The organism is Nocardia salmonicida NBRC 13393 (assembly GCF_001613085.1).
Lineage (GTDB): Bacteria > Actinomycetota > Actinomycetes > Mycobacteriales > Mycobacteriaceae > Nocardia > Nocardia salmonicida.
Genome location: NZ_BDBR01000013.1, coordinates 162,004 through 179,770 on the forward strand (window position 1 = coordinate 162,004; position 17,767 = coordinate 179,770).

The 17,767-nt window shown below is 68.7% G+C and carries 18 protein-coding genes; 13 read left to right on the forward strand and 5 right to left on the reverse strand.

Features of this window, described 5'->3' with window-relative positions; all coding sequences use genetic code 11:
- Position 1: 1 nt before the first annotated feature.
- Together NS1_RS16470 and NS1_RS16475 are read right to left on the reverse strand one after the other, a co-directional pair.
- Entirely contained in the window at positions 2-772 is a 771-nt protein-coding gene (locus tag NS1_RS16470) for an IclR family transcriptional regulator (protein ID WP_062985581.1), read from the reverse strand.
- A complete protein-coding gene (locus tag NS1_RS16475; RefSeq protein ID WP_174562659.1) occupies positions 769-1,803 on the reverse strand; it encodes a sugar kinase in 1,035 nt (344 codons plus the stop codon). Before NS1_RS16475 ends, NS1_RS16470 begins: the two co-directional genes overlap by 4 nt.
- Before the next feature lie 158 nt (positions 1,804-1,961).
- Here NS1_RS16475 and NS1_RS16480 point away from each other — a divergent pair, with 158 nt between their 5' ends.
- Genes NS1_RS16480 through NS1_RS16495 form a run of 4 tightly spaced genes read left to right on the forward strand, consistent with a single transcriptional unit; the run spans position 1,962 to position 6,954 of the window.
- On the forward strand, positions 1,962-3,254 hold the full coding sequence (locus NS1_RS16480) for a type III PLP-dependent enzyme domain-containing protein (RefSeq protein ID WP_444980730.1): 1,293 nt from the start codon (positions 1,962-1,964) through the stop codon (positions 3,252-3,254).
- 9 nt (positions 3,255-3,263) lie between these two features.
- Positions 3,264-4,877 carry an N-acyl-D-amino-acid deacylase family protein gene (locus NS1_RS16485; protein ID WP_062985700.1) on the forward strand — a complete coding sequence of 538 codons (1,614 nt, stop codon included), beginning with the start codon at positions 3,264-3,266 and terminating at the stop codon, positions 4,875-4,877.
- Positions 4,874-5,515, forward strand: a complete 642-nt coding sequence (locus NS1_RS16490; RefSeq protein ID WP_084503767.1) for a bifunctional 4-hydroxy-2-oxoglutarate aldolase/2-dehydro-3-deoxy-phosphogluconate aldolase — start codon at positions 4,874-4,876, stop codon at positions 5,513-5,515. Before NS1_RS16485 ends, NS1_RS16490 begins: the two co-directional genes overlap by 4 nt.
- 11 nt (positions 5,516-5,526) lie before the next feature.
- Positions 5,527-6,954 carry a GntP family permease gene (locus NS1_RS16495; protein WP_062985587.1) on the forward strand — a complete coding sequence of 476 codons (1,428 nt, stop codon included), beginning with the start codon at positions 5,527-5,529 and terminating at the stop codon, positions 6,952-6,954.
- A 78-nt stretch (positions 6,955-7,032) separates the two neighbouring features.
- Here the strand turns inward: NS1_RS16495 and NS1_RS16500 are convergent, their stop codons facing one another.
- Entirely contained in the window at positions 7,033-7,581 is a 549-nt protein-coding gene (locus NS1_RS16500) for a TetR/AcrR family transcriptional regulator (protein ID WP_062985589.1), read from the reverse strand.
- A gap of 99 nt (positions 7,582-7,680) precedes the next feature.
- Here NS1_RS16500 and NS1_RS16505 point away from each other — a divergent pair, with 99 nt between their 5' ends.
- Entirely contained in the window at positions 7,681-8,778 is a 1,098-nt protein-coding gene (locus NS1_RS16505) for an FAD-dependent monooxygenase (RefSeq protein ID WP_062985590.1), read from the forward strand.
- A 32-nt stretch (positions 8,779-8,810) separates the two neighbouring features.
- On the opposite strand, the gene NS1_RS16510 is transcribed toward NS1_RS16505, so the two are convergent.
- A complete protein-coding gene (locus NS1_RS16510; protein WP_062985592.1) occupies positions 8,811-9,797 on the reverse strand; it encodes an MBL fold metallo-hydrolase in 987 nt (328 codons plus the stop codon).
- Between the two features lie 47 nt (positions 9,798-9,844).
- Between NS1_RS16510 and NS1_RS16515 the strand changes: the two genes are divergently transcribed.
- The gene (locus tag NS1_RS16515) at positions 9,845-10,243 is read left to right on the forward strand and encodes a MerR family transcriptional regulator (protein WP_062985594.1); all 399 of its coding nucleotides are present in this window, start codon (positions 9,845-9,847) and stop codon (positions 10,241-10,243) included.
- Here the strand turns inward: NS1_RS16515 and NS1_RS16520 are convergent.
- Positions 10,221-11,219 (reverse strand): helix-turn-helix transcriptional regulator, encoded by a 999-nt coding sequence (locus NS1_RS16520; RefSeq protein ID WP_062985596.1) that lies wholly within the window; start codon positions 11,217-11,219, stop codon positions 10,221-10,223. The genes NS1_RS16515 and NS1_RS16520 overlap by 23 nt on opposite strands.
- 63 nt (positions 11,220-11,282) lie before the next feature.
- Here NS1_RS16520 and NS1_RS16525 point away from each other — a divergent pair, with 63 nt between their 5' ends.
- From NS1_RS16525 to argF, 7 genes are all read left to right on the forward strand, one after another.
- Positions 11,283-11,771 (forward strand): pyridoxamine 5'-phosphate oxidase family protein, encoded by a 489-nt coding sequence (locus tag NS1_RS16525; protein WP_062985603.1) that lies wholly within the window; start codon positions 11,283-11,285, stop codon positions 11,769-11,771.
- A gap of 94 nt (positions 11,772-11,865) precedes the next feature.
- The gene (locus NS1_RS16530; RefSeq protein ID WP_062985606.1) at positions 11,866-12,378 is read left to right on the forward strand and encodes a cation:proton antiporter domain-containing protein; all 513 of its coding nucleotides are present in this window, start codon (positions 11,866-11,868) and stop codon (positions 12,376-12,378) included.
- 17 nt (positions 12,379-12,395) lie between these two features.
- The gene (gene argC / locus NS1_RS16535) at positions 12,396-13,454 is read left to right on the forward strand and encodes an N-acetyl-gamma-glutamyl-phosphate reductase (RefSeq protein WP_062985608.1); all 1,059 of its coding nucleotides are present in this window, start codon (positions 12,396-12,398) and stop codon (positions 13,452-13,454) included.
- Positions 13,451-14,677 (forward strand): bifunctional glutamate N-acetyltransferase/amino-acid acetyltransferase ArgJ, encoded by a 1,227-nt coding sequence (argJ, locus tag NS1_RS16540; RefSeq protein ID WP_062985610.1) that lies wholly within the window; start codon positions 13,451-13,453, stop codon positions 14,675-14,677. Before argC ends, argJ begins: the two co-directional genes overlap by 4 nt.
- Complete coding sequence (argB, locus tag NS1_RS16545) at positions 14,674-15,588, forward strand: acetylglutamate kinase (protein WP_062985611.1); 915 nt, start codon at positions 14,674-14,676, stop codon at positions 15,586-15,588. The genes argJ and argB overlap by 4 nt, the downstream gene beginning before the upstream one ends.
- Complete coding sequence (locus NS1_RS16550; RefSeq protein ID WP_062985613.1) at positions 15,585-16,787, forward strand: acetylornithine transaminase; 1,203 nt, start codon at positions 15,585-15,587, stop codon at positions 16,785-16,787. Before argB ends, NS1_RS16550 begins: the two co-directional genes overlap by 4 nt.
- Positions 16,784-17,716, forward strand: coding sequence for an ornithine carbamoyltransferase (gene argF, locus NS1_RS16555; RefSeq protein ID WP_056824336.1), 933 nt, complete (start codon positions 16,784-16,786; stop codon positions 17,714-17,716). Before NS1_RS16550 ends, argF begins: the two co-directional genes overlap by 4 nt.
- Positions 17,717-17,767 lie beyond the last annotated feature (51 nt).

Sequence of the window (17,767 nt, forward strand, 5' to 3'; positions counted from 1 at the left end):
TTCAGCCTTTCCTCGTGGGGACGTCTCGACGGGGGTCCCAGCCGAGTTCGGTGGAGATGGCATCGGCCGTCGCCCTGACCTGCGGCAACAGGGCCAGCACTTGATCGTGGTCGAGCAGCACATCGGGAACCGAGACCGACACGGCGGCGACAACGGAGCCGATTCCGTCGCGCACGCCGACGCCGATGCAGTTGACGAAGCTCTCGTGTTCCTCGTGATCTTCGGCGAACCCCTGCGCGGCAACGAGATTCAGTTCGGCCAGATACTGATCGGGGGTCCGCAGCGTGCGGGTGGTGAACGGGTGGAAGTCCAATCGCGCTGCCACCGCGGGCCATTCGTTGCGGGGCAGCGCGGCGACGAGCACCTTGCCGACGGCGGTGCAGTGCAGCGGCGCGGGCCTGCCGATGCGCGAGTACATCCGCACCGCCTGCTCGGCGTCGACCTTGTCGATGTAGACAGCGTCGCCGGATTCGTAGGCGGCCAGGTGCACGGTCTGCCCGGTGGCCGCGCCCAGCGCGCTCAGGTGCGGGCGGGCGACCGTGCGCACATCACGGTTCTCCAATGCGCGACTGGCCAATTCGAACATCCGGGTGCCGAGCGAGTAGCGGTGCGCGTTGTCGCGCACGACGAACCGATCGGCCTGCATGGTCTGCAGGAGCCGCAGCACTGTCGACTTGTGGACGCCGAGCCGGACTGCCAGCTCGTCGAGGGACTGCGAGCTCTCGCCGAGGGCGATGAGAATGGACAGGGCCCGCGACACGCTTTGACTCATGCGCTGATCGTTTCATCCAGAGCCGCCGGATAGCGCAGCGTGGCCCAGATATCGTCCGGGAGCAGCGCGAGGCGCTGAATATCCTCCGGCGGTGGCAGTTTCGCCGCATCGCCGGTCGCGGTGAGCGCCGCCGCCGCGCACAGATGGCCGTACCGCAGGCGCGTGCGGAGGTCCGCGCCGTGCAGCAGGGCGGCGAGGTAGCCGCCGGCGAAGGCGTCACCGGCGCCGATGCGTTCGGTGATCGCCAGGGTCAGCGCGGGCGCCTCGATCGAGAACTCGCCGTCGAAGCCGGTGACGGTGTGCTTGTCGTTCTTGACGATCAGCTGGGCGGGCTCGGGGAACAACGCGCGCAAGGCGGCCGGGTCGCCGGTGCCGAAGATCTCCTCGGCCTCGTCGGCGCCGAGGAACGCCACATCGGCGCCGCGAATGTGCGCGTCGAGTTGGTCGGCGGCCTCGTCGACGCGCGAACCCCACACCGCCGGACGGTAATTCAGGTCGAAACTGACCAGTCCGTGCCGTGGCCGGGCGAGCAGGGCACGGGTGAGCTCGGTCGCCGACTCCGACAGCGCCGGGGTGATGCCGGTGAAGTGCACGAGATCGGCGCTGTCGAGTAGCGATACCTGGGCCGCGAGGTCGGCGGTGGACAGCGCGCTGGCGGCCGAACCCGTGCGGTAGTAGTGCATCCGGCTGGCGTCGGCGCCCAGGTCGTTGGCCGCGCCGGAGCCCGCACCGCGTTCCTTCACGTAGAGACCGGTCGGCCGCGTCGGATCGACGGCGACCGACTCGACGTCCACCCCCTGCGCGCCGAGTTCGGCAACGAGATATCGCCCGAAGCCGTCGTCGCCGACCCGTGAGAGCCATGCCGCCGACACGTCGAGCTGGGCCAGCACCACGGCCACATTGGCCTCCGCGCCGCCTGCTCCGCGCTCGAACCGCGCGGACTGTTCCAGGGGCCCCGCGCCCGCGATCAGTACGGCCAGTCCCTCGCCGACGGTGACCGCCCTGGGCCGAGTGGTTGTTGCCTGGGTCACCTCGTTCGCCCTTTCGTGCTTGCGGTCACTGCCCTCGGGATGCACAATAACGAGCAGAAACGCTCAGCGCAACCACCGTTGCATATTACGCAATGTTGATCCGACATGATCGATCGAGCCGCCACCCCGGGTTCGGTCGAGGAGAAAGGGATGCTGTGATCATCGACAACGACGTCGTCGACGCCCTCGCCGACGAGGTGCTCGGACCCCAGGACAAGAGCGCGCCGCCCGCGGCGTGGGGGAGCACCGTGCGCGAATACCTCGACGGCGCACCGCGTCTGGATCAGTGGCAGACGCCGTTGCTCACCCTCGACCGCGGCAGGCTCGACGCGAACCGTGACCTCATGGCCGAGTGGACCACCGTCGCGGGCGTCGCGCTCGCCCCGCACGGTAAGACGACGATGGCGCCGCGGCTGTGGCGCGAGCAGCTCGTGGCCGGGTCGTGGGGGATCACCCTGGCCACCGCGTGGCAGGCGCAGCTCGCGCGCTCGTTCGGCGTCGGCCGGATCATGCTCGCCAATACGCTGATCGACCCGGTCGGATTGGCCTGGGCCGCAGCGGAATCGGCGCGGAATCCCGACTTCGAGGTGTACTGCTGGGTAGACGGCGTCGCCACCGTCGAACTGATGGACAAGATCCTGCGCGATACCGCCCCTGGTCCGCGCGTGCGGGTGCTGGTCGAACTGGGCGGACCGCACGGCCGCACCGGCGCGCGCACCCGTGCCCAAGCGCGCGCGGTCGCCGCTGCCGTCGGCGCGAGTGAGCGGTTGAGCCTGGCCGGTGTCGCGGGCTACGAGGGCGCACTGGCCCACGATCGCAGTACCGAGGGCGTCGCGGCCGTGCGCGGCTACCTCGGCGAACTGGCCGCGCTGCACACCGAACTCGCTGCGGCGGGCGCCTATTCGGGTTCGGCGGTCGTCACCGCCGGGGGCAGTGCCTACCCCGAACTCGTGGTCGACGAACTCGCCGGACTGGCCGATCCCGAGGGGGCGCGCGGCGTGGCGACCACCGTGGTCCTGCGCAGCGGCGCCTACCTCGTGCACGACGACGGCTTCTACGCGGGGATCTCCCCGCTCGCCGCGCCCGCGAAGGAACCCGGCCTGCGTTCGGCCATGCACGGCTGGGCTCGGGTGGTCTCGCGACCCGAACCGGAACTGGCCCTGCTCGACGGGGGCAAACGCGATTTCCCCTTCGACGAGGGCCTGCCGGTGCCCCAGCAGGTCATCGGCGGCACGCTCCCGCCGAACGCGGTGGTTACCGCGCTGAACGATCAGCACACCTTCCTGCGCATGCCCGGCGCGGATCCGGCCGATCTGCCGGTCGGCTCCGTCGTGCGGCTCGGCCTCTCGCACCCCTGCACCGCGTTCGACAAGTGGCGCCGCATCCCCGTGATCGACAGCGCCGACGCGCCCGACCCGCGCGTGGTCGACCTGATCCGCACCTACTTCTGACGGATGACCATGACGCACTTGCTCTTCCGTGACATCGACATCGTCGACGGCACCGGCGGCCCACGTATCCGCGGCGACATGCTGGTCCGCGAGGGCCGCATCGCCGAGATCGCGCCACCGGGCACCATCGAAGCCGACGCGAGAGTCGTCGCGGTGCGACCTGGATCGGTCCTTACGCCCGGATTCATCGACATGCACGCGCATTCCGATCTGTATCTGCTCACCCATCCCGACCACTTCCCGAAGATCACCCAGGGGGTCACCACCGAGGTGCTCGGCCAGGACGGGCTGTCCTACGCGCCCATCGACGAGGCCGCGCTCGCGGTGGTGCGCAAGCAGATCGCGGGCTGGAACGGCAACCCGGCGGACTTCGATTTCAGCTGGCGCACCGTCGCGCAATACCTGGACCGTCTCGACCAGGGCATCACGCCCAACGCCGCCTACCTCGTCCCGCAGGGCACGCTGCGCATGCTCGTGGTCGGCAGCGAACAGCGCGTCGCCACCACCGCCGAGATCGATCGGATGTGCGCGCTGCTGGCCGAGGGTTTCGACCAGGGCGCGGTCGGTATGTCCAGCGGGCTCACCTATACCCCCGGAATGTATGCCGACACAGGCGAACTCGCCGCGCTGTGTGGCGTGGTCGCCTCCTATGGCGGCTTCTACGCGCCGCACACCCGCTCCTACGGCGCGGGCGCGCTCGAGTCCTACGCGGAGATGATCGGCCTGGCGAAGGCCACCGGCTGTGCGCTGCACCTGACCCACGCCACCATGAACTTCGGCGCGAACCGCGGCCGCGCACCGGAATTCCTCGCGATGCTGGCCGCGGCCCGCGCCGACGGCTGCGACATCACCCTCGACACCTATCCGTATCTGCCCGGCTCGACCACCCTGTCGGCGTTGCTGCCCAGCTGGGCGATGTCGGGCGGCCCCGACGCCGCACTGATTCGACTCGACGATCCGGCCGAGCGCGCCAGGATCACCGCTGATGTCGACGTCAACGGCTCGGACGGCTGCCACGGTGTCACCGTCGAATGGGAGACCATCCAGATCAGCGGCGTCGGCGACGACGCGCTGTCGGACATGGTCGGCCGCACGGTCGCCGAGATCGCGGCCGCGCGCGGCATCGCCCCGGTGGACGTGTTCTTCGACCTGCTGCGCCGCGACCAGCTCGCCACCACGATCCTGCAGCACGTCGGCCACGAGGAGAACGTGCGCGCCATCATGGTCGACCCCGGCCACATGGGCGGCAGCGACGGTCTGCTCGTCGGCGCCCGACCACACCCACGCGCCTGGGGCACCTTTCCGCGCTACCTGTCGCGCTACGTCCGGGAACTGGGCGTTCTCGGCCTCGAGGACTGCGTGCACCACCTCACCGGACGACCGGCCGCGCGACTGCGCCTGGCCGACCGCGGCCTGATCCGGGCCGGTTACGCCGCCGACCTCGTCGTCTTCGATCCGGCGACGATCCACGACACGGCGACCTTCGACCACCCCCAACAGCAGGCACGCGGTATCGAGCACGTGCTGGTCAACGGCGAATTCGCGCTGGAGAACGGCACCGCGACGGGCGTGCGCGCCGGACGCGCCCTGCGTCTGGACACCACGAAGGAGGAAACTCGATGAACCCGATGCTCAGCTCGTCGTCGGAGGCCATGGACGTGATCCGCGCGGACCGGGCCCTCACGGTGGTCCGCGCCCCTGATATCCCCGACCCGGCCGCGCTCGCCGCGGCGCTCGCGGGCGCCGGGCTGCGGGCGGTCGAACTGACCTTCACCACCCTCGGGGTGCTCGACGCGATCGGCAAGGCCACCGCGGTCACCGACGCCGTGATCGGCGTCGGCACCGTGACCACTCGCGAGCAGGCCGAAGCGGCTATCGAGGTCGGTGCCCGGTTCCTGGTGACACCCGCGCTGCGCCCGGAGGTCGCGGAAGTGGCTGTAGCGCAAGCGATTCCGGTGATCATGGGTGCGTTCACGCCGTCGGAGGTCCTCGCCGCGGCGGAGATGGGGGCAGCCGCGGTGAAGATCTTCCCGGCTCGCGCGCTCGGACCGCAGTACATCAAAGATCTCCTCGGGCCGTTTCCGCACATGTTCCTGATCCCCTCCGGCGGCGTCAGTTCCCACAACGCCCGCGACTTTCTCCGAGCGGGCGCGATCGCCGTCACCGCGGGCACCGAAGTGGTGGCCCCGTCCGACGTCGAGGCCGCGCGCTGGTCCCACATCGGCTCCAAAGCCGCGCATTTCGTTCATTCGCTTGATTGAGAGGTTCTTCCATGGGCGCCACCATCGACTGGTTGCGCACCACCACCCCCGGGTTGCTGGTGCTGTGCGGTCTCGCGATCGCTGTGCTACTCATCGCCATCATCAAGGTCAAACTGGAGCCGTTCATCGCGCTGCTGTTGACCGGACTGCTGCTGGCGCTGGCCGCCGGACTGCCGATCTCCCAGATCGTCGGTACACCGCTGAAAGCCGGTGAGTCACTGCTGGAAACAGGCTTCGGCGGCATCCTCGGCCACATCGCGGTGATCATCGGTCTCGGCACCGTACTCGGCGCGATCCTCGAAAGATCCGGTGGCGCCGACGTTCTCACCGACAAGCTGCTGAAGATGTTCGGCGAGAAGGGTGCTCCCGTCGCGATGGGCCTGCTCGGCCTCATCTTCGGTATCCCCGTGTTCTTCGATATCGGCATCTTCGTGCTCGCGCCGCTGGTCTACGTCGCGGCCAAGCGCGGTGGGCGATCGCTGGTCCTCTACGCCATGCCGATGCTCGCGGGTCTGTCGATGACGCACGCGTTCCTGCCGCCGCATCCCGGTCCCGTCGCGCTCGGCGGGCTGCTCGGGGTGAGCCTGGGCTGGCTGATCCTCATGGGCTTCGTCTGCGGCATCCCGGGTTTCCTCGCCGCGGGCATCGTCTGGGGCTCCTATATCGGCAAGCGCGTGCAGGTTTCGGTGCCGGAGGAGTTCGTGCGCTTGGAGCCCGAGCCGGAGCCTGCTGAAGGTTCGGGCGGGACCGCGGTGATCACGAAGTCGCCGCCCTCGGTCGGGTTGATCGGTGGCATCATCGCGATCCCGCTGGTCTTGATCCTGGGCGCCACCTTCGGCTACCAGCTCCTCGACACGGATTCGGCGCTGCTGCAGGTGCTCACCTTCTTCGGCACCCCCGCGGTCGCGCTGCTCATCACCGTGCTCGTCGCGTTCTATCTGCTCGGGATCCGGCGTGGTTCGACGGTGCAGGAACTGAGCACCATCACCGCCGAATCGCTCAAACCGGTCGGCATGGTGCTGCTGGTGGTCGGTGCGGGCGCCTTCTTCGGCAAGGTCATCTCGGCCACCGGCATCGGCACGGCGCTGGCCGACACGATGTCGGCGGCCGGTCTGCCGATCATCGTGCTCGCCTACCTGATCAGCTGCGGACTGCGGATCGCGCAGGGTTCGGCGACGGTCGCCATCGTCACCACGGGCGGCATCGTCGCCCCGCTGGTCGCCGAGCAGGGCTACTCGCAGATGTCGATCGCGTTGATCGCCATGGCGATCGCGGCGGGCTCGATCATCCTCAGTCACGTGAACGACGGTGGCTTCTGGATCATCGCGAAGTACTTCAACATGACCGTCAAACAGACGCTGCAGACCTGGACGGTCCTGGAAACCATTCTGTCCGTGGTGAGTTTTACGGTCGCGGCCTTGCTGTTCTCGATCGTCTGACCACTGCTCACCGAACGGGGGTTTCCGCCTGGACGAAAGTCGGGGAATGCCGGACGCTACTCGACCGGTCGGCGTCGATCAGTCGAGTAGCGCCCGCGTGAGCCGGGCGAACGCTTCGCGGGGGTCCTTGCCGTCCTCCGCGCCGGTCAGCCGGTGGACGACCGCGCCGTCGAGGTAGTCGACGAGGATGCCGGCATCGGTCGCGGCCACACCGACAGCAGCTGCCATCTCGACCGCCCAGGCCCGCAGCCGCTGGTGCCCACGATGCAGTGATTCGGCGAGCGCGGGCATCGTCTGCGACTCGCCGAACAGGGCCAGGCGTGCCTGGGTGCGGATGCGGTCGGTGGTGGTCGCATGAGTGACGAACAGGGCGAGACCGTCGATGAGGTGCTCGACGGTAGCGGGGCCGAGTGCGCGGTTCAGCGTCTCCCAGTCGGCGTGATCGCGTTGCTCGAGGCGTTCGGCGAGACCGCAGAGCAGCGCCTCACGAGTACGGAAATAGTTCGATGTCGAACCCGGCGGCAGATCGGCGGCCCGGTCGACCGCGCGGTGAGTCAGCGCACGCGACCCGCCGGTGCCCAGTACCTCGATAGCGGCGTCGAGGACCTGTTCGCGTTTGGTAGACACGTGTCGATACTACGCCCGTAGTGAATCGCACTACATTCGTAGTGTTGGCCACTACAGCCGTAGTACGGTCACGGAGGTACCTGAACTAGGGAGTGTGCGATGTCCACAGCAATCGTCGTCGGTGGCGGAATCGGCGGCATGGCCGCGGCGCTCGCGCTTGCGGGGAGGGGCTGGTCTGTCGAGGTGTTGGAGCGAGCGCCGGAGGTCGCGGAGGTGGGATCCGGGATTTCCCTGTGGTCCAACGCCTTACGCGCGCTGGATGCTCTGGGCGTCGGCGACACGGTCCGTGCGCAGGGCATGGCGGAGGTGTCGGCCGGAATTCGAGACGACCGTGGGCGATGGCTCTCGCGCACCGACGTGGCGACGCTGCGCGAGCGTTTCGGAGCTCCGGTCGTGATCCACCGTGCCCGGCTGTTGGACATTCTGCGCGCGGCGCTCGATGAAGGCATGGTGCGCACCGGCGTCTCGGTTCGCGAAGTGACCACCGACGGGACGGTGGTCCACTCCGCGGGCACTTCCTCGGCTGATCTGGTCGTCGGTGCCGACGGGATCCACAGCGTCGTCCGGCGTGCCGTCTGCGGCGACGTCGCACCGCGCTACGCCGGCTACACCGCCTGGCGCGCGGTGGTCGACATCGACGAGGCGCTCACCGAATTCGGTGAAACCTGGGGTCGGGGCGCGCGTTTCGGTATGGCTCCGCTCGCGGACGGCCGCGTCTACTGCTTCGCGGTCTACAACGCCGTCGAGAACGCCACCGGCAGCCTCGCCGAAGTCCGCGATCTCTTCCAGAACTGGCACCATCCGATCCCGGCCCTGCTCGCCGCCGCCGACCCGGACACGGTGCTGCACAACGACATCTACGACCTCCCCGCGCTGCCGACTTTCACCGCGGGCCGCATCGCCCTGCTCGGCGACGCCGCCCACGCGATGACGCCGAACCTCGGCCAGGGCGGCTGTCAAGCCCTCGAAGACGCGGTGGTCCTCGGCCGGCTGGCAGGCGAGCCCGACGGCCTCGCTCGCTACGACCGAGCACGTCGCCCCCGGACCGAGATGGTCACCGAGCGCTCCGCCCGGATCGGCGTCGTCGGCCAGCTGTCCGCGCGGCCCCTGGTAGTCCTCCGCAACACGGCACTGCGCCTGACTCCCACATCGGCCCAGCTCCGTGCCATGACAGAGATTCTCGACTGGACCTGTTGAGCCGCGGTCGGTGTCGGCGAACCCCGACTGCCTCAGATCCGGCTCGATCGGGAGGTGTGTGGGTCCTGCGTCCACGCGCACGCCGCCTGATGGTCGTGACTGGGAATGATGCGGACGGCGCCGCGGATCGCGTGAAGGCGGTGGACGGTTCGCCACGTCTCGGTGCGGTCGTTGTCGGCCAGCATGCCCGGATAGCCCGACTTCTGTCGTAGCTCCTCGACCTGGAGGTTGTGCCAGATCGCGTCGCCCGCGAGCAGGACCGGGCCGCGCTCGGTGCGCAAGAGCAGGCCGACGCTGCCCGGCGTGTGGCCGGACAGGTCGACGAGCACCACGGCGCCGTCTCCGAACAGGTCGTGGCTGCGGGAGAAGGTGAGAACAGGCGGACCGTCGAGCTCGTAGACATCGAGAGGTCTGTCGCGAACAGCTCGCCGCACGCCGCCGACCGGTGCCACCGGACCTTCCATCGCCCAGTCGTGCTCGAGCCGGTGGAGCCGCACTGGCAACTCGGGCAGATCGAGGAGCCCGGCGATATGGTCCCAATGCAGATGCGTCGGTAGGGCGAAGTCGATGTCATGGGCGGCGATTCCACTGCGGTGCAGAGAGTCTCGGATATCGATGATGTCACTCGGTGGTGTCACCGCGACTCGCAGAACGCGGGGGAGCTCGGCCACCGCCTGGTCCTGAACATCCGCGCAGATGCCGGGGTCGACGAGAAAGGTCGCCGTCGGATGCCGGACGACGAAGGCCGTCATCGCGGATTCGATCCGGCGCGGGGCGAACACGCCTTCGACGACGGCCGCCGTCGGTACCCGCTTGGCATTCTGCGCCAGAACCGTCAGTTCGACCGTCGTCGTGCCGCGGGGGAGGCCGTTGTCGGGCAGCGAGGTCAGGAACCTGTGGTCGGGTCGGCGTGGTCGCAGGGCGCCCGTCACCGCCGACCCCACCGACCGGCAACACCGCCACAGGTCCGGCGACGCGACCGGGTCGATCAACTGCGTCCGATTGTCGTTGTTTCCCATGCGAACTACGCTAAAACTTCAGGTCCACCTGAAGTAAAGGGGCGAATGTGTCGAATACCGCCGAGTCGCGCCGCATCGGCGATGTCGCCGCCGAGTTGGGTGTCGCCACCCACGTCCTGCGTCACTGGGAAGACGTGGGCGTACTCGTTCCGCCTCGCGCGCCCGGCGGACAACGGATCTATGGCGGCGACCTGATCGTCCGGGCCCGTCTAGTCCAGCTCTGTCAACGGTCCGGGCTGTCGCTGGCCGAGATCAAAGATCTGTTCGCCGCCCGCTCTCGCACCCGCCGCGTGGCGGTCTTCGCGGATAAACAGGCCGAATTGCGCACTCGCGTCGACGACCTCACCCGAACCATCGACTTTCTCGCCCATGTCCTGCGCTGCACCCACCCGATCGTGGACGAGTGCCCGGACTGCGTCGAGTTCAGCCGGTCGGCTCAGCGGTGAGCGGCGTCGGTCGGTGATAGCGCGCGAGCATGGCGGCGGCAGTCGCGGTCATGGTCGCGCGGAGTTCGGGTGGGTCGAGGACTTCGACGTGGGGTCCCAAGGGGAGTAGGGCATGGGCGAGGACCTCGTAGGACTCGGCGGGAATCGTGATGTCGGCCCAGCCGTCGGCGTCGGGTGGGCCCGCGGAGGCGAGGGCCTCGCGCACCGCGGCCGGGTCGTTCATCAGACGCAGCAGGCTCAGGTGTGCGGTGGAGATCCGGCAGCGGGCGCTGACGCGCAGCATCGATCGCGCGAACTGCTCGGCTGAGTTCTGCCAGTGCGCGGCGAGGTCGAAATCGGCGGGGCGGGTGAAGGATTCGCCGGTGGGTTCGGCGGTGGCGATCCGGCTGGCCCGGTACGAGCGGATGTCGGAGAGCTCGCGGGCGATCAGGTACCAGGTGCCTGCCTTCATGACCAGGCCGAGTGGGTCGAGGGTTCGTTCCACCGTGCGGTCGCGACGGTGGTAGGTGATCGCGAGGCGGCGGTCGTGCCAGAGCGCATCGGCAACCGTGGCGAGCGTGGGGGTTTCGTCGGGGCGCGCGAACCAGCCGGGCGCATCGATATGGACGCGTTCGGCGATGCGGGTGGCCCGGCCGCGTAGTTCCGGCGGGAGGGCGGCGAGCATCTTCAGTTGGGCGGTGGCCAGCACGGTGCCGAGGCCGAGGTCGGCGGCGGCGCCTGGCAGGCCGGCGAGCAGGACGGCGTCGGCTTCGTCGGAGGTGAGGCCGGTGAGTCGGGTTCGGTAGCCGTCGATCAATCGCACACCACCACCGCGCCCCGGTTCGCTGTACACCGGAACACCCGCCTCCGACAGCGCCTCCACGTCCCGATACACCGTGCGCACCGAGACCTCGAGCTCCTTTGCCAACTCGCTCGCGGTCGCCCCGCCGCCTGCTTGCAACAGCAGCAGTAACTGCACCAACCTGCTCGCCCGCATATTCGCGAGACTAGCCGCAAAACCTGACACGAGATGTCAAGGTTTGGTCGTACCGTACGAGATATGACCACGTGGAGCCAGTTCACCGAAGAAGCACCGAGCGTCGCCGCCCTGTTCTCGCGTCGGCACCAGGCCACCGGCAAGCTGTGCATGCTCGCCACCCTGCGTGCCGATGGATCGCCACGAATCAGCCCGATCGAACCGGTGATCTTCGAAGGCATGCTCGTCCTGGCCGGCATGCCGAACACCCGAAAATTCGACGACCTCGCCCGCGACCCGCGCTTCTGCCTGCACACCGCCACCGTCGACACCATGGTCGCCGACGGCGACGCGAAACTCTTCGGCACCGTCACCGACCTCCAGGATGAAACCGTCCACGCCCGCTTCGCCCAAAAGCTGTTCGACGACAGCGGTTTCGACATCCGCGGCCAGAAGTTCGACCACTTCTACATCGCCGACCTCACTGGCGCCTCGACGGTCGAAGTCGTCGACGACCGCCTCGACATCACCGTCTGGAAACCCGGTGCGGGCGAAACGATCGTCCACAAATGAGCTGATCGAAGGCTGCCTGGTGCAGTGAGTGGGGTGAGGATCGGCCGCGCGCGGTTTCGCGGATCGGCGGTGGCACTGTGCCACGATGACCTGCATGGATCTGCTCGCTTCCGCTGGTGCCGGCGATCCCTCGCCGATCGTCTCGCTGTTCTGGATCGCGCTCATCGCGGTGGTCGCGCCGCTGCTGTCGCGGCTGGTGCGCGGGTATCTGCCGGATGTGGTGATCCTGCTGGTGGCCGGGGCGGTGATCGGGCCGCATGTGCTCGGGTGGGCGAGTAGCGCGGGCGGCGTCGACCTGGTCAGCGAGTTGGGGCTGGGGATGCTGTTCCTGCTGGCGGGCTACGAGCTCGATCCGCTCATGCCGCGCGGGGACAACCTGCCGACCGGTCGCGAGCGGGTCGAATTGGCCCTCTACGCCGCGACAGGCCTGCCGATTATCGTCGCGGTGACCCAGGTCGCCACCCAAACCGGCTTGTTGAAAGCCGATGTCGCCTCGATCCTGGTCGCGGCGGGCGCGATGACCGTTCTGGTGTTTCCGCTGGTAGCGCGTCTGATCGGGCCTCGGAGGCGAAGTCGGTCACACCCGCTCATGAATGAGATTGCATAGTCGTGCATAATCATCACATGGTTGATTCGTCGGGAGGACCCGTGTTGCGGGTGGCGGTTGCCGGTGCGAGTGGATACGCCGGTGGCGAAGTGTTGCGTCTACTGCTCGGGCATCCCGAATACCGAGCCGGGCGCCTCGAGATCGGGGCGCTGACCGCGGGTTCCAACGCGGGCACCGCGCTGGGCGCGCTCCAGCCGCACCTGCTGCCGCTGGCCGACCGGATCCTCGACGAGACCACCCCCGAAATCCTGGCCGGTCACGACATCGTGTTCCTCGGCCTCCCGCACGGCCAGTCCGGCGCCATCGCGGCCGCCCTGTCCGACGAGACGGTCATCATCGACTGCGGCGCCGACTACCGGCTCGCCGACGCCGCCGCCTGGGAGAAGTACTACGGCAGCCCCTATGCGGGCAGCTGGCCCTACGGTCTGCCCGAACTGCCCGGTGGACGGGCGAAGCTCACCGGCGCCCGGCGGATCGCGGTGCCCGGCTGCTATCCGACCGTGTCGAGTGTGGCGCTGGCCCCGGCGATCGCCGCCGGGATCATCGAACCCGCCGTGAATGTCGTTGCCGTGAGCGGCACTTCGGGTGCCGGTCGCAAGCTCGATATCGGTCTGCTCGGTTCCGAGGTGATGGGCAGCGTTCGGGCCTACGGCATCGCGGGCGCGCACCGGCACACCCCCGAGATAGCGCAGAACCTGAAAGCCGCGGGCGGCGTGGATGTCTCGGTGTCGTTCACCCCCGTGCTGGCGCCGATGCCGCGCGGCATCCTCGCCACCTGCACCGCCCCGGTGACCGTCGATGCCGCGCAGGCGCGCGCCGTCTACGAAAAAGCCTATGCCGACGAACCTTTCGTGCACCTGCTGCCCGAAGGCGTACTGCCGCAGACCGGTTCGGTACTCGGCTCCAACGCCATCACCCTGCAGGTGACCGTCGATGTCGACGCGGGCCTGCTCGTGGTGATCGGCGCGATCGACAACTTGACCAAGGGCACCGCGGGCGCCGCGGTGCAATCGATGAATCTGGCCGTCGGATTCGACGAGACCGCAGGACTTTCCACCGTAGGAGTGGCACCGTGACTACCCCTGATCCGCAGACCCCGGACCACGGCAAACTGATCCACACCCAGGGCGTCACCGCGCCGCTCGGCTTCCGCGCGGCGGGCATCGCGGCCGGTATCAAGGCCAGCGGCAAGCTGGACCTCGCACTGGTGCTCAACGAGGGCCCCGAGTACTCGGCCGCCGGTGTGTTCACCAGCAACCAGGTCAAGGCCGCGCCGGTGCTGTGGTCGCAGCAGGTACTCAAGACCGGTCACGTGCGCGCGGTGATCCTGAACTCCGGTGGCGCGAACGCCTGCACCGGCCACGGCGGCTTCCAGGACACCCACAAGACCGCCGAGGAACTCGCCGCGGCACTGAGCAATTGGGGCACCGAGACCGGCGCGGGCGAGATCGCGGTCTGTTCCACCGGTCTCATCGGTGACCGCCTGCCGATGGACAAGCTCGTCCCCGGCATCACCGAGATCGTGCACGAGATGGGCGGCGGCATGTCGGGTGGCTCCGATGCCGCCCACGCCATCATGACCACCGATACCGTGCCGAAGGAGTCGGCGTTCCACAGCGAGGACAAGTGGAATGTCGGCGGCATGGCCAAGGGCGCCGGCATGCTCGCGCCGTCGCTGGCCACCATGCTCGTCGTGCTCACCACCGACGCCGTCGCCACGCCCGACCAGCTCGATTCCGCGCTGCGCAAGGCCACGAAGTACACCTTCGACCGGCTCGATGTCGACGGCTCCTGCTCCACCAACGACACCGTGCTGCTGCTGGCCAACGGCGCCAGCGGCGTGGCGCCGTCGCAGGAGGATCTCGACGCCGCGGTGTTCACCGTGTGTGACGACCTGGCCGCCCAGCTGATGGCCGACGCCGAGGGCGTCACCAAGCGGGTCCAGGTCACCGTCGCCGGCGCGGCCTCCGAGGGCGAGGCGCTCACCGTCGCCCGCGCGGTCGCCCGCGACAGTCTGGTCAAGACCGCGTTGTTCGGCTCCGACCCGAACTGGGGTCGCGTGCTCGCCGCCGTCGGCATCGCGCCGGTGACCCTCGATCCGAACCGGATCGCGGTGTCGTTCAACGGCAATCCGGTCTGCGTCGACAGTGTCGGCGCGCCCGGTGCCCGCGAGGTCGACCTGTCCGGCGAAGACATCGACGTGCTGATCGAGCTGAATGTGGGCGAGGGCACCGCGATGGTGCGTACCACCGACCTCTCGCATGCCTACGTCGAAGAGAACTCGGCGTACAGCTCATGAGTAGCAGTGCGGTGCACAACCTTTCGGCGTTGGACAAAGCGCACGTGCTCGCCGACGCGCTGCCGTGGCTGCAGAAGTTCCGCGACAAGATCGTGGTCGTGAAGTACGGCGGCAATGCCATGGTCGACGACGAACTCAAGGACGCCTTCGCCACCGACATGGTGTTCCTGCGCACCGTCGGCGTACATCCGGTGGTCGTGCACGGCGGTGGCCCGCAGATCAACGCCATGCTGAAAAGGCTCGGTATGGCAGGCGAATTCCGCGGCGGCTTCCGCGTCACCACCCCCGAGGTGATGGACGTGGTGCGGATGGTGCTGTTCGGTCAGGTCGGCCGTGAGCTCGTCGGGCTGATCAACGCGCACGGCCCGTACGCGGTCGGCATCTCCGGTGAGGACGCGCACCTGTTCACCGCCACCCGGCGCACCGTCGCCGTCGAGGGCGTCGCCACCGACATCGGCCTGGTCGGCGACGTCACCGAGGTCAACCCCGGCGCCGTGCTCGACCTGATCGACGCGGGCCGCATCCCGGTGGTCTCCACCATCGCCCCCGACGCCGACGGCGTGGTGCACAACATCAACGCCGACACCGCCGCCGCCGCGCTGGCCGAGGGCATCGGCGCGGAGAAGCTCGTGGTGCTCACCGACATCGAGGGCCTCTACACCGACTGGCCGGACCGCTCCTCGCTGACCAGTCAGATCGACGCCGACGCGTTGGCGAAGTTGCTGCCGCGCCTGGATGCGGGCATGGTGCCGAAGATGGAAGCGTGCTTGCGCGCCGTGCTCGGCGGGGTCCCCAGTGCTCACGTGATCGACGGGCGCGTGCCGCATTCGGTACTACTGGAACTGTTCACCGGAGAAGGAATCGGAACCATGGTGACCCCCGCCGGGTCGCCGGATGGAACGCAATCATGAGCGAAGTAGAGAAGCTGCAGCAGCGGTGGTCGGCCGCGATGATGGACAACTACGGCACCCCGAAGGTCGCGCTGGTGCGCGGCGCCGGTGCGGTGCTCTACGACGCCGATGGCAAGCGCTACATCGACTTCCTCGGTGGCATCGCGGTCAACAGCCTCGGCCACGCCCACCCCGCCATCCTGGAAGCGGTCACCCAGCAACTGGGCACGCTCGGCCACGTGTCGAACCTGTACGCCAGCGAGCCCGTGATCGAGCTGGCCGAGAAGCTGCTGGCCCACTTCGGCGACGGTGAGGGCAAGGCGTTCTTCTGCAACTCCGGCACCGAGGCCAACGAGGCCGCGTTCAAGATCGCGCGGCTCACCGGACGGTCCAAGATCGTCGCCGCCGAGGAGGCGTTCCACGGACGCACCATGGGCGCGCTCGCCCTGACCGGTCAGCCGGCCAAGCGGACGCCGTTCGAGCCGATGCCGCCCGGCGTCGTGCACGTGCCCTACGGTGACGCCGCCGCGCTCGAAGCCGTGGTCGATTCCGACACCGCCGCGGTATTCCTCGAGCCCATGATGGGGGAGAGCGGTGTGGTCGTCCCGCCGTTCGACTACCTGGCCAAGGCGCGCGAGATCACCTCGCGGGCCGGGGCGCTGCTGATCCTCGACGAGGTGCAAACCGGAATCGGGCGCACCGGAACGTTTTTCGCGCACCAGGCGGCGGGCATCGTGCCCGACGCGATCACCCTGGCCAAGGGCCTCGGTGGTGGGCTGCCGATCGGTGCCGTGCTGGCCCAGGGCCGGGCCGCCGAACTGCTCACGCCGGGTCTGCACGGCACCACCTTCGGCGGCAATCCCGTCTGTGCCGCGGCGGCTCTGGCCGTGCTGCGCACGATCGACTCCGACAACCTGCTGACCCACGTGGAGTGGGTGGGCAAGAAGCTCAGCGACGGCATCGCGCTGCTCGAGCATCCGGAGATCGACCACGTGCGTGGGGCGGGTCTGCTCATCGGCATCGTGCTGAAGAACAACATCTCCGCCTATGTCGACGAACGGGCGCGCGAGGCCGGCTACCTGCTGAACCCCGCCAAGCCCGACGTGATCCGGTTGGCGCCGCCCCTGGTGCTCACCGAAACCCAGGCCGATAATTTCGTCGCCGACCTGCCCGAGATCCTCGACAAGGCCGCCGCCGATGCTAAGGGAGCGACCAAGTGACCCTGCGTCATTTCTTGCGCGACGACGATGTGACCCAGGCCGAACAGGCCGAAATTCTCGCCATCGCCGCCGCATTGAAGAAGGACCCCTTCCTGCACCGGCCGCTGGACGGCCCGCGCGGGGTCGGCGTGATCTTCGAGAAGAACTCCACCCGCACCCGCTTCTCGTTCGAGCTCGGCATCGCGCAGCTCGGCGGGCACGCGGTGGTCGTCGACGGCCGCGACACCCAGTTGGGTCGTGAGGAAACCCTCGGCGACACCGGCAGCGTGCTCTCGCGCTACGTCGACGCTATCGTGTGGCGGACCTTCGAACAGGCCCGCCTCGACGAGATGGCCGTCACCGCAACGGTTCCCGTGGTGAACGCGCTGTCCAACGAGTTCCACCCCTGCCAGGTGCTCGCCGATCTGCAGACGATCAGCGAGCGCAAGGGTTCGCTCGCCGGGCTGAACCTCACCTACTTCGGCGACGGCGCCAACAATATGGCGCACTCGCTGTTGCTCGGTGGCGTGACGGCGGGCATGAACGTGACCGTGGCCGCGCCCGCGGGCTTCGAACCGCTGCCGTGGATCCTGGACGCCGCCGCCAAGCGGGCCGCGGAAACCGGTGCGACCGTGTCGGTCACGGGTGACCCGGTGGTCGGCGCGACCGGCGCGGACGTGCTCGTCACCGACACCTGGACCTCCATGGGTCAAGAGAACGACGGTCTCGACCGCGTCGGCCCGTTCCGTCCGTTCCAACTCAACACGGAGCTGCTCGCCCACGCCGCTTCGGAAGCGATTGTGCTGCACTGTCTTCCGGCACACCGCGGCGAGGAGATCACCGACGAAGTGCTCGACGGCGAACACAGCGTGGTCTGGGACGAAGCCGAGAACCGCCTGCACGCCCAGAAGGCGCTGCTGGTGTGGCTGCTCGCGAAAGCCGCCGCGTGAGACCGCGAACCGGGGCCGGCGTGGAGGCCGGGCGATGAGCGAGCGCAGCGA